Source organism: Vibrio sp. Vb1127 (assembly GCF_033338735.1).
Lineage (GTDB): Bacteria > Pseudomonadota > Gammaproteobacteria > Enterobacterales > Vibrionaceae > Vibrio > Vibrio alginolyticus.
In genome coordinates, this window is the sequence record NZ_JAWOTF010000008.1 from 78,883 (window position 1) to 102,296 (window position 23,414).

The window sequence follows — 23,414 nt, forward strand, 5'->3', positions numbered from 1 at the left end:
GGTACTATGCGTAAAACACTCCTAACTCTAGCACTCCTATCAATCAACATTGGTAGTGCGCACGCATTCTTAGATTCAGTCACTCAAAAAAGTAAAGAAAGTGGTCTGATGGACATGGTCGGCAGCAGCTTGAACACCGAGTCATCTCCATTAACAGACATGCTAACTAGCCAATTACCAGTATCCACTGAGCAAGCAGCCGGAGGCAGTGGTGCGCTACTCGCTTTGGCTCAAAGCCAGCTTTCGCAAGAAAATAGTAGTGAATTACAGTCTTTGATTCCTGGACTTTCAAACTTGCAAGGAGCACAAAGCTTACTAGGAAATATTGAGAATATCAGTGCAGTAAAAAGTGCATTCGATACGTTAGGTTTAGACCCATCTATGATCAGTCAGTTTGCTCCAGTAATCTTGGATTACTTGAACAAGCAAGGCGCTAGCGAAGGGCTTCTAAGTTCGTTGGGCGGGTTGTGGAATACTAGTAAATAAGCGTAAGTGATAATCACTTTTTAAATTGCCAGTCTGCATGGGTTGAAATAAATGCAGGCTGGATATAAAGGTTTACAGAATTACAGATACAAAAAAGCCGAGCTAATGCTCGGCTTTCTCGTTCTTACGAACTGATTACTCAGCAGCTTCTTCAGCAGCTGGGCGATCTACAAGCTCAATGTAAGCCATTGGAGCTTTATCACCAGCACGGAAGCCAGCTTTTAGGATACGAGTGTAACCGCCCTGACGAGCAGCAAAACGTGGACCTAGTTCGTTAAATAGTTTTGCAACTACTTCGTTGTCACGAGTACGTGCAAATGCTAGACGACGGTTAGCAACACTGTCAGTCTTAGCTAGTGTAATCAAAGGCTCAACTACGCGACGTAGCTCTTTTGCTTTTGGCAAAGTAGTCTTGATAACTTCATGACGTACTAGAGAGCTAGCCATGTTGCTGAACATCGCTTTGCGATGTGAGCTGTTGCGGTTGAGTTGACGACCACTCTTACGATGGCGCATGACCTAATCCTTCTAACTAGTATCGATTAATCTTCAGCGATTGATGCAGGTGGCCAGTTTTCTAGGCGCATGCCCAGAGACAGACCACGTGACGCAAGTACGTCTTTAATCTCAGTAAGAGATTTTTTACCAAGGTTAGGCGTTTTAAGTAGCTCAACCTCAGTACGTTGTACTAGATCACCGATGTAGTGAATCGCTTCTGCTTTCAGACAGTTAGCAGAGCGAACTGTTAGTTCAAGATCGTCTACAGGACGCAGTAGGATCGGATCGAATTCTGGCTTCTCTTCCTTCTCCTCAGGAACTCGTACATCACGAAGATCTACGAATGCATCCAATTGTTCAGCTAGGATTGTAGCTGCACGACGGATTGCTTCCTCAGGTTCTAGAGTACCGTTTGTTTCCATATCGATAACAAGCTTGTCTAGATCAGTACGCTGTTCTACACGAGCAGCTTCTACAGCGTAGGCAATTTTGTCTACTGGGCTGTAAGTAGCATCTACTAGTAGGCGACCGATAGGACGCTCGTCTTCTTCGTTATGGATACGCGCAGAAGCTGGAACATAACCACGACCACGTTCAACTTTGATACGCATTGCGATCTCAGCGTTGTCATCCGTTAGGTGACAAATTACGTGTTCAGGGTTAGCGATCTCTACATCACCATCATGGGTGATGTCACCTGCAACCACAGGGCCCGAGCCTGATTTGTTCAAAGTAATGAACACTTCATCTTTGCCTTCGGCAACGCGCACAGCCAAACCTTTAAGGTTTAGAAGAATTTCAAGAATATCTTCTTGAACGCCTTCTTTCGTGCTGTACTCATGAAGTACGCCTTCAATTTCTACTTCTGTTACAGCACAACCTGGCATAGAAGATAGAAGGATGCGGCGAAGTGCATTACCCAGAGTATGACCAAAGCCACGCTCTAATGGCTCAAGAGTTACTTTTGCGTGAGTCGAGCTGATTTGTTCGATGTCAACTAGACGTGGCTTAAGAAATTCTGTTACAGAACCCTGCATTGTGTCCTCTCTTTAGTTTAAACCTTACTTAGAGTAAAGCTCGACGATCAATTGTTCGTTGATGTCAGCTGATAGATCAGAACGCTCAGGCATACGCTTGAATGTACCTTCCATCTTGCCACCATCTACTTCAATCCAAGTTGGTTTTTCACGTTGTTCAGCAACTTCTAGAGCTGCTTTGATACGAGCTTGCTGTTTAGCTTTCTCGCGAATAGAAACAACGTCATTAGCCGCTACTTTGAAAGAAGGAACGTTTACAACTTTACCGTTTACTAGGATAGCTTTGTGGCTAACTAGCTGACGTGCTTCTGCGCGAGTTGCGCCAAAGCCCATGCGGTAAACTACGTTATCAAGACGACCTTCAAGAAGCTGAAGTAGGTTTTCACCAGTGTTGCCTTTTAGGCGAGCAGCTTCTTTGTAGTAGTTACGGAATTGTTTTTCTAGAACGCCGTACATACGACGTACTTTTTGCTTCTCACGAAGCTGAACGCCATACTCAGATAGACGACCGCGACGAGCGCCGTGTACACCTGGTGCGTTATCAATTTTACACTTGGTATCGATCGCGCGAACACCAGACTTAAGGAATAAGTCAGTGCCTTCACGACGGCTAAGCTTCAGCTTAGGACCCAAATATCTTGCCATGATTCTTCTCCAATTGTCCTAGAAACGTTATACGCGACGTTTCTTAGGTGGACGACAACCGTTATGAGGGATTGGTGTAGCATCAACGATGTTTGTGATGCGGAAACCAGCGGCGTTTAGTGCACGAACAGTAGATTCGCGACCTGGACCAGGACCCTTAACCATAACTTCCAAGTTCTTTAGGCCGTATTCTTTAGCCATTTCAGCACAACGCTCAGCAGCAACCTGTGCAGCGAACGGAGTAGACTTACGAGAACCACGGAAACCAGAACCACCTGCAGTAGCCCATGCAAGAGCGTTACCTTGACGGTCAGTAATGGTTACGATTGTGTTATTGAAAGAAGCATGGATGTGCGCAACGCCATCTGCAACTTGCTTGCGTACGCGCTTACGAGCGCGAGTTGGTTGTTTAGCCATTGTACTCTACCTTCCCGATTATTTCTTGATCGGCTTACGCGGACCCTTGCGGGTGCGAGCGTTGGTTTTAGTACGCTGTCCACGTAGTGGTAGACTGCGACGATGACGAAGACCACGGTAACAGCCAAGGTCCATAAGACGCTTGATGTTCATAGATACTTCACGACGTAGATCACCTTCTACAGTGTACTTAGCTACACCATCACGCAGTTGATCGATCTGCTCTTCAGTTAGTTCACTGATCTTAACATTTTCAGCAATACCCACTTCAGCTAGGATAGCTTGAGAGCGAGTTTTACCGATGCCGTAGATCGCTGTTAGAGCGATTACTGCATGTTTCTGATCAGGAATGTTAATGCCTGCTATACGGGCCATTATTCACTCCTAAGTGTTTCTATAAAAGAATTAGCCGCAGCAAAGCCCGTTATGGATACGCTGCGGAATACTACTTCTTTTGCACGCAAAAGGTAGGCCGAGGAATATACTCGACCCAACCTTCATTTTCAAGTAAAAATTTCTGCTAATTAGCCTTGGCGCTGTTTGTGCTTTGGCTCACTGCAAATCACGCGAACGACACCGTTACGCTTGATTACTTTACAGTTACGGCAGATTTTTTTAACGGAAGCACGAACTTTCATTGCTAAACTCCGTAAATGAAACTGAGTCTACCGCCGGATTAACGGCCGTAGCCTTTCAGATTCGCTTTCTTCAACACAGAATCATACTGTTGAGACATCAGATGAGTCTGTACCTGTGCCATAAAGTCCATAATTACAACAACTACGATTAGTAGCGATGTACCGCCGAAGTAGAAACGTACGTTCCACGCGACCATCATGAACTCGGGAATCAGACAGATAAAGGTAATGTACAGTGCACCAGCAAGGGTTAAACGTGTCATTACTTTATCAATGTATTTCGCTGTCTGCTCACCTGGGCGGATACCGGGTACGAATGCACCAGACTTCTTCAAGTTATCTGCTGTTTCACGCGGGTTGAAAACCAACGCCGTGTAGAAGAAACAGAAGAAGATAATTGCTGCTGCATAAAGCATTACATACAACGGTTGACCAGGGCTAAGAGCCAAAGACACGTCAGTTAACCAACCGAACGCGCTGCTCTCACCGTTTTGACCAAACCACTGAGCCAATGTTCCTGGGAACAAGATAATACTTGATGCAAAAATCGCTGGAATTACACCTGCCATGTTAATTTTAAGAGGCAAGTGCGAGCTTTGCGCAGCAAACACTTTACGACCTTGTTGACGTTTCGCATAGTTAACGACGATTCGGCGTTGACCACGTTCCATGAAAACAACGAAGTAAATTACTGCAAAAGCTAATACCGCGATTAGCAACAGAAGAAGTACATGCAATTCACCTTGACGCGCTTGCTCGATTGTTTGACCGATTGCAGAAGGCAATCCAGCAACAATACCTGCAAAAATCAGTATCGAAATACCGTTACCAATTCCGCGCTCTGTAATTTGTTCACCTAACCACATCAAGAACATGGTACCGGTTACTAAACTTACGGTAGCAATTAGCGTAAACATGGTTTGGTTGATAACAACCAGATTGTCGACCATGTTTGGTAGGCCAGTTGCAATACCTATAGCTTGGAAGGTTGCAAGTACAAGCGTGCCGTAGCGTGTGTATTGGCTTATCTTACGACGGCCTGCTTCACCCTCTTTTTTGAGTTCAGCTAACGCTGGATGAACTACAGTTAGCAATTGGACAACAATAGATGCCGAAATATACGGCATGATGCCCAATGCTAATATAGATGCACGCTCAAGAGCACCACCGGAGAACATGTTAAACATTTCAACGATGGTACCTTTTTGCTGTTCGAACAAATCGGCAAGTACAGCAGCGTCAATACCAGGAATCGGCACAAAAGAGCCGGCTCGGAATACTAAAAGTGCACCAATTACGAATAACAAGCGCGACTTTAGTTCACTTAAGCCGCTCTGAGCACTACGAAAATCTTGTCCTGGTTTCTTAGCCATCTGTACCTCGTTCCTCGAGATTATTCCTCGATTTTACCGCCTGCAGCTTCGATTGCAGCTTTAGCGCCTTTAGTCACACGTAGACCTTTAACAGTCACTGCTTTGTTGATTTCACCAGAAAGAACAACTTTTACAAATTCGATGTTCTTAGTGATGATGTTAGCAGCTTTAAGACTGTTTAGATCAACTACGTCACCAGAAACTTTCGCTAGCTCAGCTAGACGAACTTCAGCAGACACTAGGCTCTTACGAGAAGTGAAACCGAATTTTGGTAGACGTTGTTTCAGAGGCATCTGACCGCCTTCGAAACCTGGACGAACACTGCCGCCAGAACGTGATTTTTGACCTTTGTGACCACGGCCACCAGTTTTACCTAGGCCTGAACCGATACCACGACCTACTCGCTTCGCAGAAGTTTTCGCGCCAGCAGCCGGTGCTAGAGTATTCAAACGCATTCTGATTACTCCTCAACTTTAACCATGTAGTAAACCTTGTTGATCATACCGCGAATACACGGAGTATCTTCAAGTTCTACTGTGTGGTTGATTTTACGAAGACCTAGACCGCGCAAAGTAGCTTTGTGCTTTGGCAGACGACCAATTGAGCTTTTAGTTTGAGTTACTTTAATAGTTGCCATGGTGTTCTTACTCCGAAATAGATTCAACAGTTAGACCACGTTTAGCAGCAACCATTTCTGGTGACTTCATGCTACCTAGTGCATCGATCGTTGCACGAACGATGTTGATAGGGTTCGTAGAACCGTACGCTTTAGATAGTACGTTGTGTACACCAGCAACTTCTAGTACTGCACGCATCGCACCACCTGCGATAACACCAGTACCTTCTGCAGCAGGCTGCATGTAAACTTTAGAGCCCGAATGGCGACCTTTCACTGGGTGGTGAAGAGTGCCTTCGTTTAGAGCGATCGTAGTCATGTTACGACGCGCTTTTTCCATTGCTTTTTGAATCGCTGCAGGTACTTCACGAGCTTTGCCGTAACCGAAACCTACACGACCGTTACCGTCACCAACTACTGTTAGTGCAGTGAAGCTCATGATTCGACCACCTTTAACCGTTTTAGAAACACGGTTAACTGCGATTAGCTTTTCTTGCAAATCATTCGCTTGAACTTGTTGTTCTTTAGCCATCTTCCAACCCTACCTTAGAATTTCAGACCAGCTTCGCGAGCAGATTCTGCTAGCGCCGCTACTCGACCGTGGTATTGGAAACCAGAACGATCAAATGCAACTGCAGTTACGCCCTTCTCTAGAGCGCGCTCAGCAATAGCTTTACCCACTGCTTTAGCTGCATCAACGTTACCAGTGTATTTCACTTGCTCACGGATCGCTTTTTCTACAGTAGAAGCTGCTGCGATAACCTCAGAGCCGTTAGCCGCGATAACCTGTGCGTACACGTGACGAGGAGTACGGTGTACAACTAGGCGAGTCGCACCCAGTTCTGCAATCTTACGACGTGCACGTGTAGCACGACGGATGCGAGATGCTTTCTTATCCATAGTGTTACCTTACTTCTTCTTAGCTTCTTTAGTACGCACATTTTCATCTGCGTAACGAACACCTTTGCCTTTGTATGGCTCAGGCTCACGGTAAGAACGAATGTCAGCCGCAACTTGACCAACTAGTTGCTTGTCAGCACCAGTGATCACGATTTCAGTTTGGCTTGGACATTCAGCTTTAATACCCGCTGGCAACTCGTGCTCAACTGGGTGTGAGAAGCCTAGTGTTAGACCTACAGCGTTGCCTTTGATAGCAGCACGGTAACCTACACCTTTAAGAGTTAGCTTCTTAGTAAAGCCTTCAGTAACACCAACAACCATGTTGTTAACTAGAGCGCGAGCAGTACCTGCTTGAGCCCATGCGTTAGCAACACCTTCTTTAGGACCGAAAGTCAGGTTATTTTCTTCCTGAGCGATTACAACTGCGTTGTTAAGAACGCGAGTTAGTTCGCCTTTCGCACCTTTTACAGTGATTTCTTGGCCGTTTAGTTTCACCTCTACGCCAGCTGGAATAGCGACAGGTGCTTTTGCAACACGAGACATAGTCTACTCCTTATTAAGCTACGTAAGCGATGATTTCACCACCAAGACCTGCTTTACGTGCAGCGCGGTCTGACATAAGACCCTTGGAAGTAGAAACGATAGCAATACCAAGACCACCCATTACAGAAGGAAGTTCATCTTTCTTCTTGTAAACACGTAGACCTGGACGAGAAACACGTTTAAGTTGCTCGATTACTGGTTTAGCTTGGAAGTACTTAAGTGTAACTTCTAGCTCAGGTTTTGCTTCGCCTTCAACAGCGAAGTCAACGATGTAACCTTCAGCTTTTAGTAGTGCAGCAATTGCAACTTTAAGCTTTGAAGAAGGCATTTTTACAGCAACTTTGTTTGCTGCCTGACCGTTACGAACGCGGGTCAGCATATCCGAAATCGGATCTTGCATGCTCATATGATTTACTCCAAATGATTAAGTGGCAATTACCAGCTAGCCTTACGAAGACCCGGAATCTCGCCTTTCATGCAAGCTTCACGAACCTTAATACGGCTTAGACCGAACTTACGTAGGTAACCGTGTGGACGACCAGTTTGGTTGCAACGGTTGCGCTGACGTGATGCACTTGAATCACGTGGAAGAGATTGCAGTGTAAGAACCGCGTTCCAACGATCTTCTTCAGATGCGTTTACATCGCTGATGATAGCTTTTAGCGCTGCACGCTTTTCAGCGAACTTAGCTACTAGCTTCGCACGTTTTGCTTCACGTGCTTTCATTGAATTTTTAGCCATAACAGTAACCCTTCACCTTACTTACGGAATGGGAAGTTAAAGGCAGCCAGCAGAGCACGGCCTTCCTCATCAGTACCAGCAGACGTCGTAATAGTGATGTCTAGACCGCGTACTCGATCAACTTTATCAAAGTCGATTTCCGGGAAGATGATTTGCTCGCGAACGCCCATGCTGTAGTTACCGCGACCGTCAAAAGACTTAGCGCTAACACCACGGAAGTCACGTACACGTGGAAGAGCGATGTTAATTAAACGCTCAAGAAAATCCCACATACGTTCGCCACGCAAGGTTACTTTACAACCGATAGGGTAGCCTTCACGGATTTTGAAACCTGCAACAGATTTGCGCGCTTTTGTGATAAGTGGCTTTTGACCAGAGATCGTTGCCATATCAGACGCTGCATTTTCTAGCAGTTTCTTATCGTTGATTGCTTCACCAACACCCATGTTTAGGGTGATTTTCTCGATTCTAGGGACTTGCATGACGCTTGTGTAACCGAACTGTTTGGTCAGTTCAGCGACTACAGACGACTTGTAGTAATCATGCAGTTTCGCCATAGTAGAACTCCAAATTACTTCTATTAGTTAGAAACGGTTTCGCCGTTAGACTTGAAGAAACGAACTTTTTTGCCGTCTTCAAAACGGAAACCGATACGGTCAGCTTTACCAGTAGCTGCGTTAAAGATAGCCACGTTAGAAACGTCGATAGCTGCTTCTTGCTCTACGATACCGCCTTGGATACCCATAGCTGGAACAGGTTTCTGATGTTTCTTAACTAGGTTGATACCTTCAACGATAACTTTACCAGTTGCTAGAACCTTAGTTACTTTACCTTTCTTGCCTTTGTCTTTACCAGCAAGAACGATTACTTCGTCATTACGACGGATTTTAGCTGCCATTTCTACGTGCTCCTTACAGAACTTCTGGAGCCAGTGAAACGATCTTCATGAACTTATCGCCACGAAGTTCGCGTGTCACAGGACCAAAGATACGTGTACCGATTGGTTGCTCAGTATTGTCGTTTAGCAATACGCAAGCATTTCGGTCGAAGCGAATGACAGAACCGTCAGGACGACGTACGCCTTTACGGGTGCGCACTACCACCGCCTTCAGAACATCACCTTTTTTAACTTTACCGCGAGGGATTGCTTCCTTCACAGTAACTTTGATGACGTCACCGATATGTGCATAACGGCGGTGAGAGCCACCCAGAACCTTAATACACATTACGCTGCGTGCGCCTGAGTTATCAGCTGCGTCCAGCATACTTTGCATTTGGATCATGTTAGTGCTCCGCTAAATATTAATAACTAGACCCATCACGGGTCGGGCTGCCTCTTTAAAAGGGACGCGAATTGTACCACCCTTTTTTGTGATTGGGTAGTCAAAAAATAAACGGCTCCAAAAATATTTTGGAGCCGCTTTAGTTTCATAGAATTAACGAGATTAAATCTTCGCCTTTTCTAGAACTTTTACCAAAGTCCAAGACTTAGTCTTAGACAGTGGACGACACTCTGCGATTTCAACTGTGTCGCCTAGGCCACACTCGTTGTTCTCGTCATGTGCGTGTACTTTAGTCGTACGTTTTACGTATTTACCGTAGATTGGGTGTTTTACGAAACGTTCGATAGCAACAGTGATAGACTTGTCCATCTTGTCGCTAACAACACGACCTTGTTGAGTACGTTTTACTTCGCTCATTATGCGCCTGCCTTCTCAGTCAAAACAGTTTTCACACGTGCGATATCACGGCGTACAGCTTTCAGAGTATGAGTTTGCTGTAGTTGACCAGTCGCAGCTTGCATGCGCAAGTTGAACTGTTCGCGTAGCAAATTCATTAGCTCAGCGTTAAGCTCTTCAACGCTTTTCTCGCGTAGATCTTGTGCTTTCATCACATCACCTGCTTAGTTACAAATGTAGTTTTGAAAGGCAGTTTACGTGCCGCAAGACGGAACGCTTCACGTGCCAATTCTTCAGGTACACCACCCATTTCGTACATAACCTTACCAGGTTGGATTTGGGCTACCCAGTACTCAACGTTACCTTTACCCTTACCTTGACGAACTTCAAGTGGTTTTTCTGTGATTGGTTTGTCTGGGAACACACGGATCCAGATTTTACCTTGACGCTTAACGTGACGTGTCATTGCACGACGTGCCGCTTCGATTTGACGAGCAGTTAGACGACCACGGCCAACAGCTTTAAGACCGAATTCGCCGAAGCTTACATCAGTACCTTTAGCTAGACCACGGTTACGACCAGTCTGAACCTTACGGAACTTAGTACGTTTAGGTTGTAGCATCTGTCGACTCCTTACTTACGGCCTTTACGCTGCTTCTTAGGCTTGTCGCCTTTAGGCTCTACAGCGTTAGCTGCTGGCATACCACCTAGGATTTCACCTTTGAAGATCCAAGTTTTAATGCCGATCACACCGTATTGAGTGTGAGCCGAAGAAGTTGCGTAATCAATGTCAGCACGTAGAGTGTGTAGAGGCACACGGCCTTCACGGTACCACTCTGAACGTGCGATTTCAGCGCCGCCTAGACGACCGCTTACTTCCACTTTGATACCTTTAGCGCCTAGGCGCATTGCGTTTTGTACTGCGCGCTTCATAGCACGACGGAACATAACACGACGCTCTAGCTGAGACGCGATGCTGTCACCAACAAGTTGCGCATCTAGTTCAGGCTTACGTACTTCAGCGATGTTAATTTGCGCTGGTACACCTGCAATTTTAGCTACAGCTGCGCGTAGCTTCTCAACGTCTTCACCTTTCTTACCGATAACAACGCCTGGACGAGCAGTGTGAATAGTCACACGGATGCTCTTAGCAGGACGCTCGATAACGATACGTGATAGAGACGCTTTTTTCAGTTCACTTGTAAGGAACTGACGTACCTTGAAGTCGCCGTCTAGGTTGTCAGCGAAATCTTTGGTGTTAGCAAACCATGTAGCATTCCAAGGCTTAACGATGCCTAGACGAATACCATTTGGATGTACTTTTTGACCCATTGCTTACTCTCCTAGTCTCTAGCGATCTGCTACAACAACAGTGATGTGGCTTGAACGCTTCAAGATACGATCCGCACGACCTTTAGCACGAGGCATAATACGCTTCATGGTTGGGCCTTCATCTACAAAGATTTTTGCGACATTCAGATCGTCAATATCTGCACCTTCGTTGTGCTCCGCGTTAGCGATAGCAGACTCTAGAACTTTCTTAACTAGTGCAGCAGCTTTTTTGTTGCTGAACGTTAGGATTTCTAGAGCTTGGTCAACAGATTTACCACGGATTAGATCCGCAACTAAGCGAGCTTTCTGAGGCGAAATGCGAGCAAAGTTATGTTTAGCAATTGCTTCCATTATCTACTCCTTAGCGCTTCTTAGCTTTCTTATCCGCAGCGTGACCGCGGTAAGTACGTGTTGGTGCGAATTCACCCAGTTTGTGACCGATCATTTCATCAGTTACAAATACTGGTACGTGCTGACGACCATTATGGACAGCGATGGTCAAACCGATCATCGTAGGGATGATCATTGAACGACGGGACCAAGTCTTAATAGGCTTTTTGTCTCCGCTTTCCACCGCTTTCTCTACCTTCTTCAGCAAGTGTAGGTCAATAAAAGGACCTTTCTTGAGAGAACGTGGCATGGCGATTCCTCTTTATATAGATTACTTGTTACGACGACGTACGATGTACTTGTCAGTGCGTTTGTTCTTACGAGTCTTGAAGCCTTTAGTAGGCATACCCCAAGGAGATACTGGGTGACGACCACCAGAAGTACGACCTTCACCACCACCATGTGGGTGGTCAATCGGGTTCATTACAACACCACGAACCGTTGGACGGATACCGCGATGACGTGATGCACCTGCTTTACCAAGTTCACGTAGCATGTGCTCAGAGTTACCAACTTCACCGATTGTTGCACGGCCTTCAGAAAGAACTTTGCGCATCTCGCCAGAACGTAGACGGATAGTTACGTACGCACCGTCGCGAGCAACGATTTGAGCGTAAGCACCAGCCGAACGAGCTAGCTGACCACCTTTACCAGGCTTAAGTTCAACGTTATGTACTGTTGAACCTACTGGGATATTACGCATTGGTAGAGTGTTACCAGCTTTGATTGGTGCATCAACACCAGACTGAATAACATCACCAGCTACAACACCTTTAGGTGCTAGGATGTAGCGACGCTCACCGTCTTTGTAAAGAACTAGAGCAATGTTTGCGCTACGGTTTGGATCGTATTCAAGACGCTCAACTGTCGCTGGAATACCATCTTTAGTACGTTTGAAGTCAACTACACGGTAGTGGTGCTTGTGACCACCGCCGATGTGACGTACTGTGATACGACCCTTGTTGTTACGACCACCGTTCTTAGAGTTTTTCTCTAGAAGAGGTGCGTATGGCTTGCCCTTGTGTAGGTCAGCGTTAACAACTTTAACAACGTGACGACGACCAGGGGAAGTCGGCTTACATTTAACAATAGCCATTTTTAACTACTCCTGTTATTCCGCGCCGCCAACGAAGTCAAGATCTTGACCTTCTTTCAAAGTAACGTACGCTTTCTTAACGTCGCTGCGGCGACCTTGGCGTAGACCTTGACGTTTGGTCTTACCCTTAGTGATAAGAGTATTTACAGACTTAACTTCAACTTCAAATAGCTTTTCTACAGCTGCTTTGATCTCTTTTTTAGTCGCATCTTTAGCTACTTTGAAAACGATAGTGTTCGCTTTCTCAGCTGCCATAGTTGCTTTTTCAGAGATGTGCGGTGCACGTAGAACTTTTAGGATACGCTCTTCAGTGATCATGCTAGCATTTCCTCTACTTGCTTAACTGCTTCTGCAGTCATTACAACTTTGTCAAACGCGATTAGAGATACTGGATCGATACCAGCAACATCACGTGCGTCAACTTTGTATAGGTTACGAGCAGCTAGGAATAGATTCTCATCTACTTCGCTAGTCACGATTAGAGCGTCAGTTAGCTCAAGCTCTTTAAGCTTAGCAACTAGCTCTTTAGTCTTTGGTGCTTCAACTGAGAAGTTATCAACAACGATTAGACGCTCTTGACGAACAAGCTCAGAAAGAATGCTCTTCATAGCACCACGGTACATTTTTTTGTTTACTTTTTGGCTGTGATCTTGTGGTTTCGCAGCAAAAGTAACACCACCTGTACGCCAGATTGGGCTACGGATTGTACCAGCACGCGCACGGCCAGTACCTTTTTGACGCCATGGCTTAGCGCCACCGCCAGAAACTTCTGAACGTGTTTTTTGAGCACGAGTACCTTGACGAGCACCTGCTGCGTACGCAACAACTACTTGGTGTACAAGAGCTTCGTTAAACTCACGTCCGAAAGTAGTTTCGGAAACAGTTAGTGCATCGGCACCTTTAACCATTAGTTCCATTACTTACTCCTGAGACGTTATGCTTTAACAGCTGGTTTAACGATCACGTTGCCGCCAGTTGCGCCTGGGACTGCACCTTTAATAAGAAGCAGGTTGCGCTCAGCGTCAACACGTACGATCTCTAGGTTTTGAGTCGTTACACGCTCAGCACCCATGTGACCTGCCATTTTCTTGCCTTTAAATACGCGACCTGGAGTCTGACATTGACCGATAGAACCAGGAGCACGGTGAGACAATGAGTTACCGTGAGTCATATCTTGAGTACGGAAGTTCCAACGCTTAACAGCGCCTTGGAAACCTTTACCCTTAGATGTACCAGTAACGTCTACTTTCTTAGTTTCGTTGAATAGTTCAACAGTTAGTTCTGAACCAACTTCGAACTCTTCGCCGTTTTCTAAACGGAATTCCCAAAGACCGCGACCAGCTTCAACGCCAGCTTTAGCAAAGTGACCTGCTTCAGCTTTGTTTACGCGGTTAGCTTTCTTAGAACCAGCTGTAACCTGGATTGCTGCGTAGCCGTCAGTTTCAAGAGTTTTCACTTGAGAAACACGGTTAGCTTCAACCTCAACAACTGTTACTGGGATAGAAACGCCTTCTTCAGTAAATACGCGGGTCATGCCCACTTTACGACCGATTAGACCAATCATACTTCTAATCTCCCTTAACCTAGGCTAATTTGAACGTCAACGCCCGCAGCAAGGTCTAGACGCATTAGAGCATCAACAGTCTTGTCTGTTGGCTCAACGATGTCGATTAGACGCTTGTGAGTACGGATTTCGTACTGGTCACGTGCTTTCTTGTTAACGTGTGGAGAGATAAGAACTGTGAAACGCTCTTTACGAGTTGGCAGTGGGATTGGACCACGAACCTGTGCGCCAGTGCGCTTAGCTGTTTCAACGATTTCCGCTGTAGAAGCATCGATTAGTTTGTAATCGAAAGCTTTTAGGCGGATACGGATACGTTGGTTCTGCATGAGACAGAGCTCCAAATTTAATAAATTACACAAACAATATCGCCACTCAAACTCGTCGAGACGAGAGAATGCCGATTGATTTATGTGAAACCGTAGCATCCAAGATTAGGACGCATTGTCAGTTAATTTTCGATTAACTATCCCTATATGCCAAAGTCACCTTTGAGGATAGTTTTTCCGAAGAAAAGATAGCTAATTGTATTAACCGCGAACATAAGCTGAGTATACATTACCTCACAAATCCTTAGATTTGCTCGCTCCTCACTGCTCATTGGTTCACAACTGGCTTAACCAGTGCGCTGCATTATACAGATCACACTTTAGGTTGCAAGCGCTGAGTGAAAAATAATCGGGAATATTCCAAACCCTATACATCCCTCTTCGCTTGGTAGCCATTAAACAAAAAGGACGCCGAAGCGTCCTTTTCTAAACTGTAATCGTAATAGCGGCTGCTATTATTTCTTACCGCTTGATAGTGCACCGAAACGCTTGTTGAAGCGATCAACACGGCCGCCTGTATCAACGATACGTTGCTTACCAGTGTAGAATGGGTGACACTTGTCACATACGTCTAGGTGGATAGACTCTTTACCTAGAGTAGAGTTGAACTCAAAAGAGTTGCCGCAAGAACAAGTCGCTTTTACTGCTTTGTATTCTGGGTGGATACCAGCTTTCATGGGATAACCTCAATAGTAGGCCGTGTCGCTATACGAATCTAAGCCGCACACCACACGCAATTAATAATAAAATGGGATACCGCATCAACTAATTGCCGAAGCCATATCTCAAGGCGCGATATAGTAAAGAATCACATTGCTCGGATCAACACATTTGGCAACTTTTTCGCCACTTTTTTAGCCAGACTAATCATAGAGGCACGATTCACGCTGAATCACATAGCTTTACTCGAATTTCCATACCGATTTTAATAGACTCTCATTTCCTTTCCCTCTTTTTAATAGCTAAGAATTTATGCGTCCAACCATTGCTAGAGTGGCATTACCCGTTCCGCTCGACAAACAATTTGATTACGCCATTCCGGGGCACCTGTTTCCGATCATTGGTGGACGCGTTTCCGTGCCTTTTGGACGCCAAACCTTAGTCGGCATCGTCACCGCAATGGTTAATCACTCGGACTTTCCCAAAGATCAACTCAAGCCAATCAAAGCAGTTCTTGATTCTCAGCCGATATGGTCTGAAAAGCTTTATTCGTTGCTGACTTGGTGCAGCCAGTTCTACCAATACCCACTTGGAGATACGCTACACAATGCGATGCCAGCAGCTCTACGTAAAGGAAAGCCTGCAGATTTTGCGACGCTACAAGAGTGGCAAATTACCGAATCCGGTAAAGACAAGCTGATGCAAGGGCTTGATCGTCGAGCGGTCAAACAACAGAAGGTCTTGCAAATGTTGGTTAACGGCGCTTTGCCTCACCAGGAATTTGTCGACCAAGAGATAGCCTCAACAGTACTAAAGTCTTTAGAAGAGAAAGGCTGGATTGAACGTATCGAGAAGAAGCCTGTAATCACCCAGTGGGGACAGCACGTTGAATGCGACGTCGAGAAGCCAAAGCTCAACCACGAACAAGCACTCGCTATTGCAAGTGTAAATAGCCAAACAGGCTTTGCTTGCTATTTATTAGAGGGAGTAACTGGCTCTGGTAAAACAGAAGTTTACTTAAACCTTATCAAGCCGGTCTTAGAGAAAGGTAAACAAGCCTTGGTTTTAGTACCAGAGATTGGCTTAACACCACAAACCATCAACCGCTTTAAACGCCGTTTTAATGTGCCAGTTGACGTCATCCACTCCGGGTTAAACGAGACGGAGCGTCTGAATGCGTGGCTTTCTGCACGCGACAAAGCGGCCGGAATCATTATCGGCACACGCTCTGCCCTACTCGCGCCTTTTGCTGATCTCGGGATTATCATTGTGGACGAGGAACATGACACCTCTTACAAACAGCAAGATAGCTTGCGTTATCATGCACGCGATGTTGCTGTAATGCGCGCTCATAAAGAACAAGTTCCGATTGTTCTGGGCTCAGCCACACCTGCACTGGAGACATTGCACAATGCCTTGTCAGGCAAATATCACCATTTAACACTAACCCAACGAGCTGGCTCTGCCGTGCCAACCACTAATAAAGTGTTAGATGTAAAAGGTCAGTATTTAGAAAGTGGCTTATCTGCCCAACTGATTGCCGAGATGCGCAAGCATTTAAAAGCGGGCAATCAAGTAATGTTGTTTCTTAACCGCCGAGGCTTTTCGCCCGCTTTGATGTGCCATGAATGCGGTTGGATTGCAGAATGTAAACGTTGTGATGCGTACTATACGTTCCACCATTACAGCAACGAAATACGCTGCCATCACTGCGGCTCACAACAACCGGTGATTCATCAATGTCAGGGGTGTGGTTCAACCCAATTGGTTACCGTCGGCGTAGGAACGGAACAACTCGAACAACAATTGGCTCAGTTATTTCCAGAATACAACGCCATTCGCATCGACAGAGACAGCACACGTCGCAAAGGTAGTTTGGAAGATGCCCTTGAATCGATTCGTAAAGGTGAACATCAAATTCTGATTGGCACCCAAATGCTGGCTAAGGGGCACCATTTTCCAAATGTAACGCTCGTTGCTCTTTTGGATGTTGATGGCTCTCTCTATAGTAGTGACTTCCGCGCTTCCGAGCGACTAGCGCAGTTGTTTATTCAAGTCGCAGGTCGTGCCGGCCGCGCAAGTAAACCTGGCGAGGTTATCCTACAAACCCACCATCCTGAGCACAGCTTGCTGCAGGCCCTGCTTCAAAAAGACTATCGCCACTTTGCTATGACTGCTCTGGAAGAACGCAAATTGGCTCAGCTTCCGCCTTATAGTTTCTTGACTCTGTTTAAAGCAGAGGCGAACCAAAGTGAGGTAGTTGAAGACTTCCTGCGTCAGGTTCGCTTTACGTTAGAGTCACACCCTCTGTTCGATGATTCCTGCATGGTGTTAGGCCCTACTCCTTCACCTTTGGCCAAGCGGGCTGGTAAATACCGTTGGCAACTATTACTGCAAACTCAGCATCGTTCATTGATGCAAAAGTTATTAACCAGTGCCAAACCTGCTATTGAGTTGTTGCCAAATGCTAAGAAAGTACGCTGGAATTTAGACATAGAACCACAAGATCTCAGCTAGCAAACGTTTAACTATGTAATGAATTACCATTTAATGTGACCAGAATCACACCAAGATTACAATTTTTGTTAAACAGACCGTAACTTTCACTTTAGAAATGAATAGACTATCCAAATTAGAAAAGTCTAAAGTGACTTGTTTGCACAAGCTTAGATTAAAACAATGACTATTCCCACAAATTGATATCGCGGTGAAGAATCCATTTTCCCACTCGTTAACACGAACTGAGCGAAGAGCAAATACAGCTCTAACTCGGTTTGATTACTCTGATTTCAAACCGGAATAACGTCATCTTGGCAAAAAATAAATGAGAGGTTAAAAACTATGGCGACAATGAAGGATGTTGCCCAGCTTGCGGGAGTGTCTACGGCTACGGTATCTCGAGCCTTAATGAATCCAGAGAAAGTATCTTCTTCTACAAGAAAGAGAGTAGAAGATGCCGTACTTGAAGCGGGTTATTCTCCAAACTCATTAGCGCGTAACTTACGTAGAAACGAATCAAAAACCATTGTTACTATCGTTCCCGACATCTGTGATCCTTATTTTTCTGAAATTATTCGCGGTATTGAAGATGCAGCCATGGAACATGGCTATCTAGTCCTGCTGGGCGATAGCGGACAACAGAAGAAACGCGAAAGCTCTTTCGTAAACCTCGTATTTACTAAGCAGGCAGATGGAATGCTACTGCTTGGTACAGATCTACCATTCGATGTCAGTAAGCCAGAGCAAAAGAACTTACCTCCGATGGTAATGGCGTGTGAATTTGCGCCAGAGCTCGAGCTTCCGACAGTACATATTGATAACCTGACCTCAGCATTTGAAGCGGTGAATTACCTGACCCAATTAGGTCATAAACGCATTGCTCAAATCTCTGGACCAGATACAGCAATATTGTGTCAGTTCCGCCAGCAAGGCTACCAACAAGCCCTGCGCCGTGCCGGCATCAATAAAGATCCACAATATAGTGTCATTACTGAGTTCTCTTTTGATGGCGGAGCAAAAGCCGTTCGTAAACTGCTCGAATTGCCAGAACCACCAACGGCTATTTTCTGTCACTGTGACACAATGGCCATCGGCGCAATTCAAGAAGCGAAAAAGCTTGGCTTACGAGTACCGCAAGATCTCTCTGTTGTGGGCTTTGATGACATTAACTTCGCTCAGTACTGCGATCCACCGTTGACCACCATATCTCAACCTCGCTATGAGATTGGTCGACAAGCGATGCTAATGATGCTCGAGATGTTAAAAGGCCACGACGTGCATTCAGGCTCGCGTCTGCTTGAAACTAATCTCGTCATTCGTGGAAGTGCAGCGCCACCACAGCGCCCTTAACCTAAAGATTAGGTATTCATCCCCAAAGCGGTGCTAAGGCGCCGCTTTTTTATTTACCCCTCCTGCTTTTTGTGTATCCCTGAATAAATGTAAGTGAGAACGGAAACACACTCCTACACTCGGGCGTTGTCGCGCTTTAGCTATCAAGATTCTATCAATAGGGTGTTTTCTCAACTCGTTCTGGATTAACATATTTGCAAGAATCCTTGATGACCAGAAATAACCGTGGCAAATAGAGATTATGTAAGACGGGGGCGAGGCGCCCCAAAAAAGTCGACAAAAAAACAGCCGCCGAGAAGAAAAAAACCTTGGCGCAGTGGCCTGCTCGCTATCTTGCTCGTGGGCGGTTTTGGCTATGGTCTTTACCTTTTGAGTAGCGACCCAGAACCTAAACAACCAGTCGTGAAGCAGCCAACAACCACTGTCAGCAAACCAAAGCCGAAAAAAGACTTGCCGCCACCACCAGAAGAAAAATGGGAATATGTTGAGTCACTACCGAAACGTGAAGTTGAAGTTGTGGCTAAAGAAATTGAAGTTTCTAAAATTCCTTACATCATGCAGTGTGGCGCGTACAAAACTCAGGCACAAGCGGAAGAGCGCAAGCTTGCAATCGCGTTCCAAGGGATGTCGAGCAAGATTCGTAAGAAAGAAGGCAGTTCATGGTATCGTGTGGTGCTAGGTCCGTATAAGTTCAAACGTGATGCAGAACGTGACCGTCATAAACTGCAACGCGCGAAAATCGAGCCGTGCGCGATTTGGAAAGAAAATCTTTAAACTCAGGCCCTAGGAGCTAAGATCCTAGGGCCTTTCTTTTTGCCCCCTTGAATCCCCATTTCTCCTCCCCCATATACTGAATTAAATCCAAAGAGAAATAATCAAGAGGTCGACTGTGACTACCATTGTATCTGTACGTCGAAATAATAAAGTCGTCATCGCGGGTGATGGCCAAGTATCTCTAGGCAATACCGTAATGAAAGGTAATGCGCGCAAAGTTCGCCGCCTATACAACAACCAAGTACTAGCGGGCTTTGCCGGCGGTACTGCGGATGCCTTCACCCTTTTTGAGCGCTTCGAAAGCAAACTGCAAATGCACCAAGGTCACCTAACCAAAGCGGCAGTTGAGCTAGCCAAAGACTGGCGTAGCGATCGTGCTCTGCGCAAGCTCGAAGCCTTACTTGCCGTTGCCGACGAAACCGCATCGTTAATCATTACCGGTAATGGTGATGTCGTACAGCCAGAACACGACCTGATTGCGATTGGCTCTGGTGGTGCTTACGCACAAGCTGCCGCAACCGCCCTACTAGAAAACACAGATCTAGATGCTCGTGAGATCGCGGAAAAAGCTCTCAATATCGCGGGTGATATTTGTGTCTTCACTAACCATCACCACACGGTAGAAGAGCTAGACTCAACAGTAGAGCCTGAAAAACCAACCGCGTAATCGTAACGAAGTAAGGAAAGAATATGTCTGAAATGACGCCTCGCGAAATCGTTCATGAATTGAACCGCCACATTATCGGTCAAGAAAAAGCCAAGCGTTCGGTTGCGATTGCACTTCGTAACCGCTGGCGCCGCATGCAGCTTGAAGAAAGCTTGCGTGCCGAAGTGACGCCAAAAAACATCTTGATGATTGGCCCTACTGGTGTTGGTAAGACTGAAATCGCACGACGCCTCGCAAAACTGGCAAATGCCCCTTTCATCAAAGTTGAAGCGACAAAATTCACCGAAGTGGGTTACGTTGGTAAAGAAGTTGAAACCATCATCCGTGACCTAACAGATGTCGCTGTGAAAATGACGCATCAACAAGCGATGGAGAAAGTGAAATTCCGAGCAGAAGAGCAAGCGGAAGAACGCATTCTTGATGCGCTACTGCCACCAGCACGTGATAGCTGGGGTCAAGCAGAGCAAACGGAAGAGTCTTCTCACACTCGCCAGATCTTCCGTAAGAAACTGCGTGAAGGCCAACTAGACGATAAAGAAATTGAAATCGACGTAGCCGCACCGCAGATGGGCGTAGAGATCATGGCGCCTCCTGGTATGGAAGAGATGACTAACCAGCTGCAAGGCATGTTCCAAAACCTGGCAGGCGACACTAAGAAAAAACGTAAGCTGAAAATCAAAGACGCAATGAAAGCGTTAGCGGAAGAAGAAGCGGCGAAACTGGTAAACCAAGAAGAGCTAAAAGAAGCAGCGATTTTCAACGTTGAAAACAACGGCATCGTATTTATCGATGAGATCGACAAGATCTGTAAACGCGGCGAGAGCTCAGGCCCAGACGTTTCACGCGAAGGTGTTCAGCGCGACCTACTTCCATTGATTGAAGGCAGCACGGTATCAACCAAGCACGGCATGGTAAAAACAGACCACATTCTGTTTGTTGCATCTGGTGCATTCCAAGTGGCAAAACCATCTGACTTGATCCCAGAATTGCAAGGTCGTCTACCAATTCGCGTTGAGCTAGAAGCACTAAGCAGCAACGACTTCAAACGCATTCTGACAGAACCAAAAGCCTCTCTAACAGAGCAGTACGTTGCGTTGATGAAAACGGAAGATGTGGACATCGAATTCACAGAAGACGGCATCACGCAAATCGCGGAAGCGGCATGGACGGTCAACGAAAGCACAGAAAACATCGGTGCTCGTCGCTTACACACCGTTATGGAACGCTTAATGGATGAAATCTCTTACGACGCAGCGGAGCAATCTGGCGCTAAATTCGTTATTGATTCCGCTTATGTGAAAGCACGCTTAGGCGACACGATTGAAGATGAAGATCTAAGCCGCTTTATCCTATAAATAGTAAGATTCAATTAGCCTAGTGAATTACATTGTGTAAATGTGCACACTTGGAAACTTTCATTTGGTTAATGTAAGTTCATTTAAGCCATTACCGTCACGCCACTTTTAATAGGGATGACACTGTGTAATGGCTTTCTTTATCTACCTAAGATTTTGTAGCTTATAGTTCGTCACAATGCTCGTTAGGTTTGACAGTAAGGTCTTGCAAAAATGTGGATTGCACTGTTTGGTCAAGCAATGCTGCTGATGTTCCAACCAAAACAGACACAACAACACCACTAGATGTAATAGTTCCTTTCGGACCAAATACTGGCGCAGAAGCGATCACACCTGCAACACTAGCTGTTCCAGTAATAGCCCTACCAAGCGTTTGATACAAAGACATAAAAACTCCATTATTAATAAGTAGAAAAAGGGTTGCCGTTGGCAACCCTTTTTATGGAAAAACAAACTTTGCAACGTCTCGTTATCTAACAAGAGCACCGTATGCATCAAATGATATATATTTATAAATTTCCAACATCCGTACTCTTATTAGGTGAACTTAATTCTATCGTTCACTTCACAACTTTTATCTCTCCATTATTGAACAGTCTCCTAAGTCAAAGTAGGTAACAGCAATTTCAACATAGCCAGAACTAAATAGTCTAAGCTCAAAATTGAATGTTCTCTGAAAACTTACTTAGTTGTTAAACATTTAGAATTCTTTCTAACTTCCCTTGGAATCAATTATTTTCAGATATATGTCCTCTTAGTGAAGTTCCTATCGTTTCACTCTTGGAGGACCTATGCCGACCGATAACCTTCACTACCAAAAACAAAAGAAACACCAAGAAAATGAAATCCTAGAGCATGCTGCTGAAATCCTAGCTAACCGCTACGTTCGAGGTAATGCCCTTTGTAACCCTGAAGCAACCAAAGAGTATGTTCGATTCAAACTAGCCAGCGCGGAGCACGAGGTTTTCGCTCTGCTACTACTTGATAACCAGCACCGTGTCATCGAGTTTAAATCACTCTTTAAAGGCACCATTGACTCCGCCAGCGTTTATCCGCGCGAGGTCGTCAAAAGCGTCTTGGAAGTGAATGCAGCGGCAGTCATTCTGGCGCATAACCACCCTTCTGGTGACCCTTCCCCATCTCAAGCGGATAGGCGTATCACACGCAAGCTTATCGACGCTTTAGCGTTAGTGGATGTAAGGGTGCTTGACCATATCGTTGTGGGAGAAAGTAGTGTCTCGTTTGCAGAAAAGGGGTGGATATGATCAACACGATTTATGGTGGTGTTTCTTTAGCGCCACAATTGCGTCAGCAGTTGGAGAAGCTATTGAAGGGGTACTCTTTACCTGACAATGCCAAACAGTTGCTCTTGACTTGCCGCCAATTAAGCTACTACCGCCATGGCCGAGGCATTCACCCTGTTGAAGTGCAGTTCCAACGCACTGCAAATTCAGGGCCCTGGCAGATTGTCTTCTTTATCAGCTTTTCTTACCCATTTGAGAGCGCGCTCAACGTTCAGCCTGAACTGTACTTTCATCTTGCCAAGGGATGGTGTTATCAGCCCGATACAGGGGCGGTAAACCTTGAACATCCAGAAGTAATCGACCTTCTTCAGGTATGGATGAAAACGTTCGCTCGGCATCTTTCAAGCATGGATTTTGACGAAATCGATTTATCCATCGTTGGAAAGTAAGCCTCTGCCCCCTTAATCACGACACTTCATGACGTAGATGTGACAAATTTCGTCGTATCATTTTTGCTTAAGGCATTGATACGACGAGCTTTGTCGCGCCTTTTTGATATTGTCATACCCAACAGAACGAACCTT

38 protein-coding genes are annotated in these 23,414 nt (G+C 45.6%); 8 read left to right on the top strand and 30 right to left on the bottom strand.

Annotation, left to right across the window (positions count from 1 at the left end; all coding sequences use genetic code 11):
- Positions 1 to 6: 6 nt before the first annotated feature.
- Complete coding sequence (locus tag R7H07_RS12865; protein WP_017820297.1) at positions 7 to 486, top strand: DUF2780 domain-containing protein; 480 nt, start codon at positions 7 to 9, stop codon at positions 484 to 486.
- A gap of 135 nt (positions 487 to 621) precedes the next feature.
- On the opposite strand, the gene rplQ is transcribed toward R7H07_RS12865, so the two are convergent.
- The 29 genes from rplQ to rpmE form a co-directional block, all read right to left on the bottom strand.
- A complete protein-coding gene (gene rplQ, locus R7H07_RS12870) occupies positions 622 to 1,002 on the bottom strand; it encodes a 50S ribosomal protein L17 (RefSeq protein WP_005383141.1) in 381 nt (126 codons plus the stop codon).
- A gap of 26 nt (positions 1,003 to 1,028) precedes the next feature.
- Positions 1,029 to 2,021: a DNA-directed RNA polymerase subunit alpha gene (locus R7H07_RS12875; protein WP_005383143.1), complete on the bottom strand. Its 993-nt coding sequence runs from the start codon at positions 2,019 to 2,021 to the stop codon at positions 1,029 to 1,031.
- Positions 2,022 to 2,045: 24 nt separating this feature from the next.
- Positions 2,046 to 2,666 carry a 30S ribosomal protein S4 gene (gene rpsD / locus R7H07_RS12880; RefSeq protein WP_005383146.1) on the bottom strand — a complete coding sequence of 207 codons (621 nt, stop codon included), beginning with the start codon at positions 2,664 to 2,666 and terminating at the stop codon, positions 2,046 to 2,048.
- Positions 2,667 to 2,693: 27 nt separating this feature from the next.
- Complete coding sequence (gene rpsK / locus R7H07_RS12885) at positions 2,694 to 3,083, bottom strand: 30S ribosomal protein S11 (RefSeq protein ID WP_001118870.1); 390 nt, start codon at positions 3,081 to 3,083, stop codon at positions 2,694 to 2,696.
- 18 nt (positions 3,084 to 3,101) lie between these two features.
- Complete coding sequence (gene rpsM / locus R7H07_RS12890) at positions 3,102 to 3,458, bottom strand: 30S ribosomal protein S13 (protein WP_005383154.1); 357 nt, start codon at positions 3,456 to 3,458, stop codon at positions 3,102 to 3,104.
- Between the two features lie 149 nt (positions 3,459 to 3,607).
- A complete protein-coding gene (gene rpmJ / locus R7H07_RS12895) occupies positions 3,608 to 3,721 on the bottom strand; it encodes a 50S ribosomal protein L36 (protein WP_000868186.1) in 114 nt (37 codons plus the stop codon).
- 38 nt (positions 3,722 to 3,759) lie between these two features.
- Positions 3,760 to 5,094 (bottom strand): preprotein translocase subunit SecY, encoded by a 1,335-nt coding sequence (gene secY, locus R7H07_RS12900; RefSeq protein WP_005379562.1) that lies wholly within the window; start codon positions 5,092 to 5,094, stop codon positions 3,760 to 3,762.
- A 20-nt stretch (positions 5,095 to 5,114) separates the two neighbouring features.
- Positions 5,115 to 5,549 carry a 50S ribosomal protein L15 gene (gene rplO / locus R7H07_RS12905; RefSeq protein WP_005383155.1) on the bottom strand — a complete coding sequence of 145 codons (435 nt, stop codon included), beginning with the start codon at positions 5,547 to 5,549 and terminating at the stop codon, positions 5,115 to 5,117.
- A gap of 5 nt (positions 5,550 to 5,554) precedes the next feature.
- Positions 5,555 to 5,731: a 50S ribosomal protein L30 gene (gene rpmD / locus R7H07_RS12910; protein ID WP_005379565.1), complete on the bottom strand. Its 177-nt coding sequence runs from the start codon at positions 5,729 to 5,731 to the stop codon at positions 5,555 to 5,557.
- Positions 5,732 to 5,738: 7 nt separating this feature from the next.
- A complete protein-coding gene (rpsE, locus tag R7H07_RS12915) occupies positions 5,739 to 6,242 on the bottom strand; it encodes a 30S ribosomal protein S5 (protein ID WP_004745894.1) in 504 nt (167 codons plus the stop codon).
- Positions 6,243 to 6,256: 14 nt separating this feature from the next.
- A complete protein-coding gene (rplR, locus tag R7H07_RS12920) occupies positions 6,257 to 6,610 on the bottom strand; it encodes a 50S ribosomal protein L18 (protein WP_005379568.1) in 354 nt (117 codons plus the stop codon).
- Positions 6,611 to 6,619: 9 nt separating this feature from the next.
- Positions 6,620 to 7,153 carry a 50S ribosomal protein L6 gene (gene rplF, locus R7H07_RS12925; RefSeq protein WP_005379570.1) on the bottom strand — a complete coding sequence of 178 codons (534 nt, stop codon included), beginning with the start codon at positions 7,151 to 7,153 and terminating at the stop codon, positions 6,620 to 6,622.
- Between the two features lie 13 nt (positions 7,154 to 7,166).
- Positions 7,167 to 7,559, bottom strand: coding sequence for a 30S ribosomal protein S8 (rpsH, locus tag R7H07_RS12930; protein ID WP_005379572.1), 393 nt, complete (start codon positions 7,557 to 7,559; stop codon positions 7,167 to 7,169).
- Positions 7,560 to 7,588: 29 nt separating this feature from the next.
- Positions 7,589 to 7,894: a 30S ribosomal protein S14 gene (gene rpsN / locus R7H07_RS12935; RefSeq protein WP_004410442.1), complete on the bottom strand. Its 306-nt coding sequence runs from the start codon at positions 7,892 to 7,894 to the stop codon at positions 7,589 to 7,591.
- A 17-nt stretch (positions 7,895 to 7,911) separates the two neighbouring features.
- Positions 7,912 to 8,451, bottom strand: a complete 540-nt coding sequence (rplE, locus tag R7H07_RS12940; protein WP_005379573.1) for a 50S ribosomal protein L5 — start codon at positions 8,449 to 8,451, stop codon at positions 7,912 to 7,914.
- Between the two features lie 23 nt (positions 8,452 to 8,474).
- Positions 8,475 to 8,792 carry a 50S ribosomal protein L24 gene (rplX, locus tag R7H07_RS12945; protein ID WP_005379574.1) on the bottom strand — a complete coding sequence of 106 codons (318 nt, stop codon included), beginning with the start codon at positions 8,790 to 8,792 and terminating at the stop codon, positions 8,475 to 8,477.
- Between the two features lie 13 nt (positions 8,793 to 8,805).
- Positions 8,806 to 9,177 (bottom strand): 50S ribosomal protein L14, encoded by a 372-nt coding sequence (rplN, locus tag R7H07_RS12950; RefSeq protein ID WP_004410450.1) that lies wholly within the window; start codon positions 9,175 to 9,177, stop codon positions 8,806 to 8,808.
- Positions 9,178 to 9,339: 162 nt separating this feature from the next.
- Positions 9,340 to 9,594, bottom strand: a complete 255-nt coding sequence (gene rpsQ, locus R7H07_RS12955) for a 30S ribosomal protein S17 (RefSeq protein ID WP_005379575.1) — start codon at positions 9,592 to 9,594, stop codon at positions 9,340 to 9,342.
- Positions 9,594 to 9,785, bottom strand: a complete 192-nt coding sequence (gene rpmC / locus R7H07_RS12960; protein WP_005379576.1) for a 50S ribosomal protein L29 — start codon at positions 9,783 to 9,785, stop codon at positions 9,594 to 9,596. The genes rpsQ and rpmC overlap by 1 nt, the downstream gene beginning before the upstream one ends.
- Positions 9,785 to 10,195, bottom strand: a complete 411-nt coding sequence (gene rplP, locus R7H07_RS12965; protein ID WP_005379577.1) for a 50S ribosomal protein L16 — start codon at positions 10,193 to 10,195, stop codon at positions 9,785 to 9,787. Before rplP ends, rpmC begins: the two co-directional genes overlap by 1 nt.
- A gap of 11 nt (positions 10,196 to 10,206) precedes the next feature.
- Positions 10,207 to 10,905, bottom strand: a complete 699-nt coding sequence (gene rpsC / locus R7H07_RS12970) for a 30S ribosomal protein S3 (protein WP_005383161.1) — start codon at positions 10,903 to 10,905, stop codon at positions 10,207 to 10,209.
- 18 nt (positions 10,906 to 10,923) lie between these two features.
- Complete coding sequence (rplV, locus tag R7H07_RS12975; protein ID WP_005383164.1) at positions 10,924 to 11,256, bottom strand: 50S ribosomal protein L22; 333 nt, start codon at positions 11,254 to 11,256, stop codon at positions 10,924 to 10,926.
- A gap of 10 nt (positions 11,257 to 11,266) precedes the next feature.
- Complete coding sequence (gene rpsS / locus R7H07_RS12980) at positions 11,267 to 11,545, bottom strand: 30S ribosomal protein S19 (protein ID WP_004394525.1); 279 nt, start codon at positions 11,543 to 11,545, stop codon at positions 11,267 to 11,269.
- Positions 11,546 to 11,566: 21 nt separating this feature from the next.
- Positions 11,567 to 12,391, bottom strand: a complete 825-nt coding sequence (gene rplB, locus R7H07_RS12985; RefSeq protein ID WP_005383168.1) for a 50S ribosomal protein L2 — start codon at positions 12,389 to 12,391, stop codon at positions 11,567 to 11,569.
- A gap of 15 nt (positions 12,392 to 12,406) precedes the next feature.
- Entirely contained in the window at positions 12,407 to 12,709 is a 303-nt protein-coding gene (gene rplW, locus R7H07_RS12990) for a 50S ribosomal protein L23 (protein ID WP_004398471.1), read from the bottom strand.
- A complete protein-coding gene (rplD, locus tag R7H07_RS12995; protein WP_005379556.1) occupies positions 12,706 to 13,308 on the bottom strand; it encodes a 50S ribosomal protein L4 in 603 nt (200 codons plus the stop codon). The genes rplW and rplD overlap by 4 nt, the downstream gene beginning before the upstream one ends.
- A 17-nt stretch (positions 13,309 to 13,325) precedes the next feature.
- The gene (rplC, locus tag R7H07_RS13000; RefSeq protein ID WP_005379555.1) at positions 13,326 to 13,955 is read right to left on the bottom strand and encodes a 50S ribosomal protein L3; all 630 of its coding nucleotides are present in this window, start codon (positions 13,953 to 13,955) and stop codon (positions 13,326 to 13,328) included.
- A gap of 14 nt (positions 13,956 to 13,969) precedes the next feature.
- The gene (gene rpsJ / locus R7H07_RS13005; RefSeq protein WP_004410492.1) at positions 13,970 to 14,281 is read right to left on the bottom strand and encodes a 30S ribosomal protein S10; all 312 of its coding nucleotides are present in this window, start codon (positions 14,279 to 14,281) and stop codon (positions 13,970 to 13,972) included.
- Positions 14,282 to 14,736: 455 nt separating this feature from the next.
- Positions 14,737 to 14,958: a 50S ribosomal protein L31 gene (rpmE, locus tag R7H07_RS13010; RefSeq protein WP_005379546.1), complete on the bottom strand. Its 222-nt coding sequence runs from the start codon at positions 14,956 to 14,958 to the stop codon at positions 14,737 to 14,739.
- A 295-nt stretch (positions 14,959 to 15,253) separates the two neighbouring features.
- Between rpmE and priA the strand changes: the two genes are divergently transcribed.
- From priA to hslU, 5 genes are all read left to right on the top strand, one after another.
- Positions 15,254 to 17,458, top strand: coding sequence for a primosomal protein N' (gene priA / locus R7H07_RS13015; protein ID WP_186584494.1), 2,205 nt, complete (start codon positions 15,254 to 15,256; stop codon positions 17,456 to 17,458).
- 303 nt (positions 17,459 to 17,761) lie between these two features.
- On the top strand, positions 17,762 to 18,790 hold the full coding sequence (gene cytR, locus R7H07_RS13020; protein WP_254901949.1) for a DNA-binding transcriptional regulator CytR: 1,029 nt from the start codon (positions 17,762 to 17,764) through the stop codon (positions 18,788 to 18,790).
- A gap of 225 nt (positions 18,791 to 19,015) precedes the next feature.
- Positions 19,016 to 19,564, top strand: coding sequence for a cell division protein FtsN (ftsN, locus tag R7H07_RS13025; protein ID WP_017820300.1), 549 nt, complete (start codon positions 19,016 to 19,018; stop codon positions 19,562 to 19,564).
- A gap of 115 nt (positions 19,565 to 19,679) precedes the next feature.
- Positions 19,680 to 20,231, top strand: a complete 552-nt coding sequence (gene hslV / locus R7H07_RS13030) for an ATP-dependent protease subunit HslV (RefSeq protein WP_005383176.1) — start codon at positions 19,680 to 19,682, stop codon at positions 20,229 to 20,231.
- Between the two features lie 23 nt (positions 20,232 to 20,254).
- Positions 20,255 to 21,586: an HslU--HslV peptidase ATPase subunit gene (gene hslU, locus R7H07_RS13035; protein ID WP_025768349.1), complete on the top strand. Its 1,332-nt coding sequence runs from the start codon at positions 20,255 to 20,257 to the stop codon at positions 21,584 to 21,586.
- A gap of 163 nt (positions 21,587 to 21,749) precedes the next feature.
- Here hslU and R7H07_RS13040 read toward each other — a convergent pair whose 3' ends face one another.
- Positions 21,750 to 21,974 (bottom strand): hypothetical protein, encoded by a 225-nt coding sequence (locus tag R7H07_RS13040; protein ID WP_206959339.1) that lies wholly within the window; start codon positions 21,972 to 21,974, stop codon positions 21,750 to 21,752.
- A gap of 403 nt (positions 21,975 to 22,377) precedes the next feature.
- Here R7H07_RS13040 and radC point away from each other — a divergent pair, with 403 nt between their 5' ends.
- A complete protein-coding gene (radC, locus tag R7H07_RS13045) occupies positions 22,378 to 22,851 on the top strand; it encodes a RadC family protein (RefSeq protein ID WP_046874059.1) in 474 nt (157 codons plus the stop codon).
- Positions 22,848 to 23,279 (top strand): DUF2787 family protein, encoded by a 432-nt coding sequence (locus tag R7H07_RS13050; RefSeq protein ID WP_206959342.1) that lies wholly within the window; start codon positions 22,848 to 22,850, stop codon positions 23,277 to 23,279. Before radC ends, R7H07_RS13050 begins: the two co-directional genes overlap by 4 nt.
- Positions 23,280 to 23,414 lie beyond the last annotated feature (135 nt).

Excerpts from the sequence above, each read along its gene's own strand:
- R7H07_RS12865 (WP_017820297.1), top strand. The coding sequence starts at position 7 with ATGCGTAAAACACTCCTAACTCTAGCACTCCTATCAATCAACATTGGT.
- rplQ (WP_005383141.1), bottom strand. The coding sequence starts at position 1,002 with ATGCGCCATCGTAAGAGTGGTCGTCAACTCAACCGCAACAGCTCACAT.
- R7H07_RS12875 (WP_005383143.1), bottom strand. The coding sequence starts at position 2,021 with ATGCAGGGTTCTGTAACAGAATTTCTTAAGCCACGTCTAGTTGACATC.
- rpsD (WP_005383146.1), bottom strand. The coding sequence starts at position 2,666 with ATGGCAAGATATTTGGGTCCTAAGCTGAAGCTTAGCCGTCGTGAAGGC.
- rpsK (WP_001118870.1), bottom strand. The coding sequence starts at position 3,083 with ATGGCTAAACAACCAACTCGCGCTCGTAAGCGCGTACGCAAGCAAGTT.
- rpsM (WP_005383154.1), bottom strand. The coding sequence starts at position 3,458 with ATGGCCCGTATAGCAGGCATTAACATTCCTGATCAGAAACATGCAGTA.
- rpmJ (WP_000868186.1), bottom strand. The coding sequence starts at position 3,721 with ATGAAAGTTCGTGCTTCCGTTAAAAAAATCTGCCGTAACTGTAAAGTA.
- secY (WP_005379562.1), bottom strand. The coding sequence starts at position 5,094 with ATGGCTAAGAAACCAGGACAAGATTTTCGTAGTGCTCAGAGCGGCTTA.
- rplO (WP_005383155.1), bottom strand. The coding sequence starts at position 5,549 with ATGCGTTTGAATACTCTAGCACCGGCTGCTGGCGCGAAAACTTCTGCG.
- rpmD (WP_005379565.1), bottom strand. The coding sequence starts at position 5,731 with ATGGCAACTATTAAAGTAACTCAAACTAAAAGCTCAATTGGTCGTCTG.
- rpsE (WP_004745894.1), bottom strand. The coding sequence starts at position 6,242 with ATGGCTAAAGAACAACAAGTTCAAGCGAATGATTTGCAAGAAAAGCTA.
- rplR (WP_005379568.1), bottom strand. The coding sequence starts at position 6,610 with ATGGATAAGAAAGCATCTCGCATCCGTCGTGCTACACGTGCACGTCGT.
- rplF (WP_005379570.1), bottom strand. The coding sequence starts at position 7,153 with ATGTCTCGTGTTGCAAAAGCACCTGTCGCTATTCCAGCTGGCGTAGAG.
- rpsH (WP_005379572.1), bottom strand. The coding sequence starts at position 7,559 with ATGAGCATGCAAGATCCGATTTCGGATATGCTGACCCGCGTTCGTAAC.
- rpsN (WP_004410442.1), bottom strand. The coding sequence starts at position 7,894 with ATGGCTAAAAATTCAATGAAAGCACGTGAAGCAAAACGTGCGAAGCTA.
- rplE (WP_005379573.1), bottom strand. The coding sequence starts at position 8,451 with ATGGCGAAACTGCATGATTACTACAAGTCGTCTGTAGTCGCTGAACTG.
- rplX (WP_005379574.1), bottom strand. The coding sequence starts at position 8,792 with ATGGCAGCTAAAATCCGTCGTAATGACGAAGTAATCGTTCTTGCTGGT.
- rplN (WP_004410450.1), bottom strand. The coding sequence starts at position 9,177 with ATGATCCAAATGCAAAGTATGCTGGACGCAGCTGATAACTCAGGCGCA.
- rpsQ (WP_005379575.1), bottom strand. The coding sequence starts at position 9,594 with ATGAGCGAAGTAAAACGTACTCAACAAGGTCGTGTTGTTAGCGACAAG.
- rpmC (WP_005379576.1), bottom strand. The coding sequence starts at position 9,785 with ATGAAAGCACAAGATCTACGCGAGAAAAGCGTTGAAGAGCTTAACGCT.
- rplP (WP_005379577.1), bottom strand. The coding sequence starts at position 10,195 with ATGCTACAACCTAAACGTACTAAGTTCCGTAAGGTTCAGACTGGTCGT.
- rpsC (WP_005383161.1), bottom strand. The coding sequence starts at position 10,905 with ATGGGTCAAAAAGTACATCCAAATGGTATTCGTCTAGGCATCGTTAAG.
- rplV (WP_005383164.1), bottom strand. The coding sequence starts at position 11,256 with ATGGAAGCAATTGCTAAACATAACTTTGCTCGCATTTCGCCTCAGAAA.
- rpsS (WP_004394525.1), bottom strand. The coding sequence starts at position 11,545 with ATGCCACGTTCTCTCAAGAAAGGTCCTTTTATTGACCTACACTTGCTG.
- rplB (WP_005383168.1), bottom strand. The coding sequence starts at position 12,391 with ATGGCTATTGTTAAATGTAAGCCGACTTCCCCTGGTCGTCGTCACGTT.
- rplW (WP_004398471.1), bottom strand. The coding sequence starts at position 12,709 with ATGATCACTGAAGAGCGTATCCTAAAAGTTCTACGTGCACCGCACATC.
- rplD (WP_005379556.1), bottom strand. The coding sequence starts at position 13,308 with ATGGAACTAATGGTTAAAGGTGCCGATGCACTAACTGTTTCCGAAACT.
- rplC (WP_005379555.1), bottom strand. The coding sequence starts at position 13,955 with ATGATTGGTCTAATCGGTCGTAAAGTGGGCATGACCCGCGTATTTACT.
- rpsJ (WP_004410492.1), bottom strand. The coding sequence starts at position 14,281 with ATGCAGAACCAACGTATCCGTATCCGCCTAAAAGCTTTCGATTACAAA.
- rpmE (WP_005379546.1), bottom strand. The coding sequence starts at position 14,958 with ATGAAAGCTGGTATCCACCCAGAATACAAAGCAGTAAAAGCGACTTGT.
- priA (WP_186584494.1), top strand. The coding sequence starts at position 15,254 with ATGCGTCCAACCATTGCTAGAGTGGCATTACCCGTTCCGCTCGACAAA.
- hslU (WP_025768349.1), top strand. The coding sequence starts at position 20,255 with ATGTCTGAAATGACGCCTCGCGAAATCGTTCATGAATTGAACCGCCAC.
- R7H07_RS13040 (WP_206959339.1), bottom strand. The coding sequence starts at position 21,974 with ATGTCTTTGTATCAAACGCTTGGTAGGGCTATTACTGGAACAGCTAGT.
- radC (WP_046874059.1), top strand. The coding sequence starts at position 22,378 with ATGCCGACCGATAACCTTCACTACCAAAAACAAAAGAAACACCAAGAA.
- R7H07_RS13050 (WP_206959342.1), top strand. The coding sequence starts at position 22,848 with ATGATCAACACGATTTATGGTGGTGTTTCTTTAGCGCCACAATTGCGT.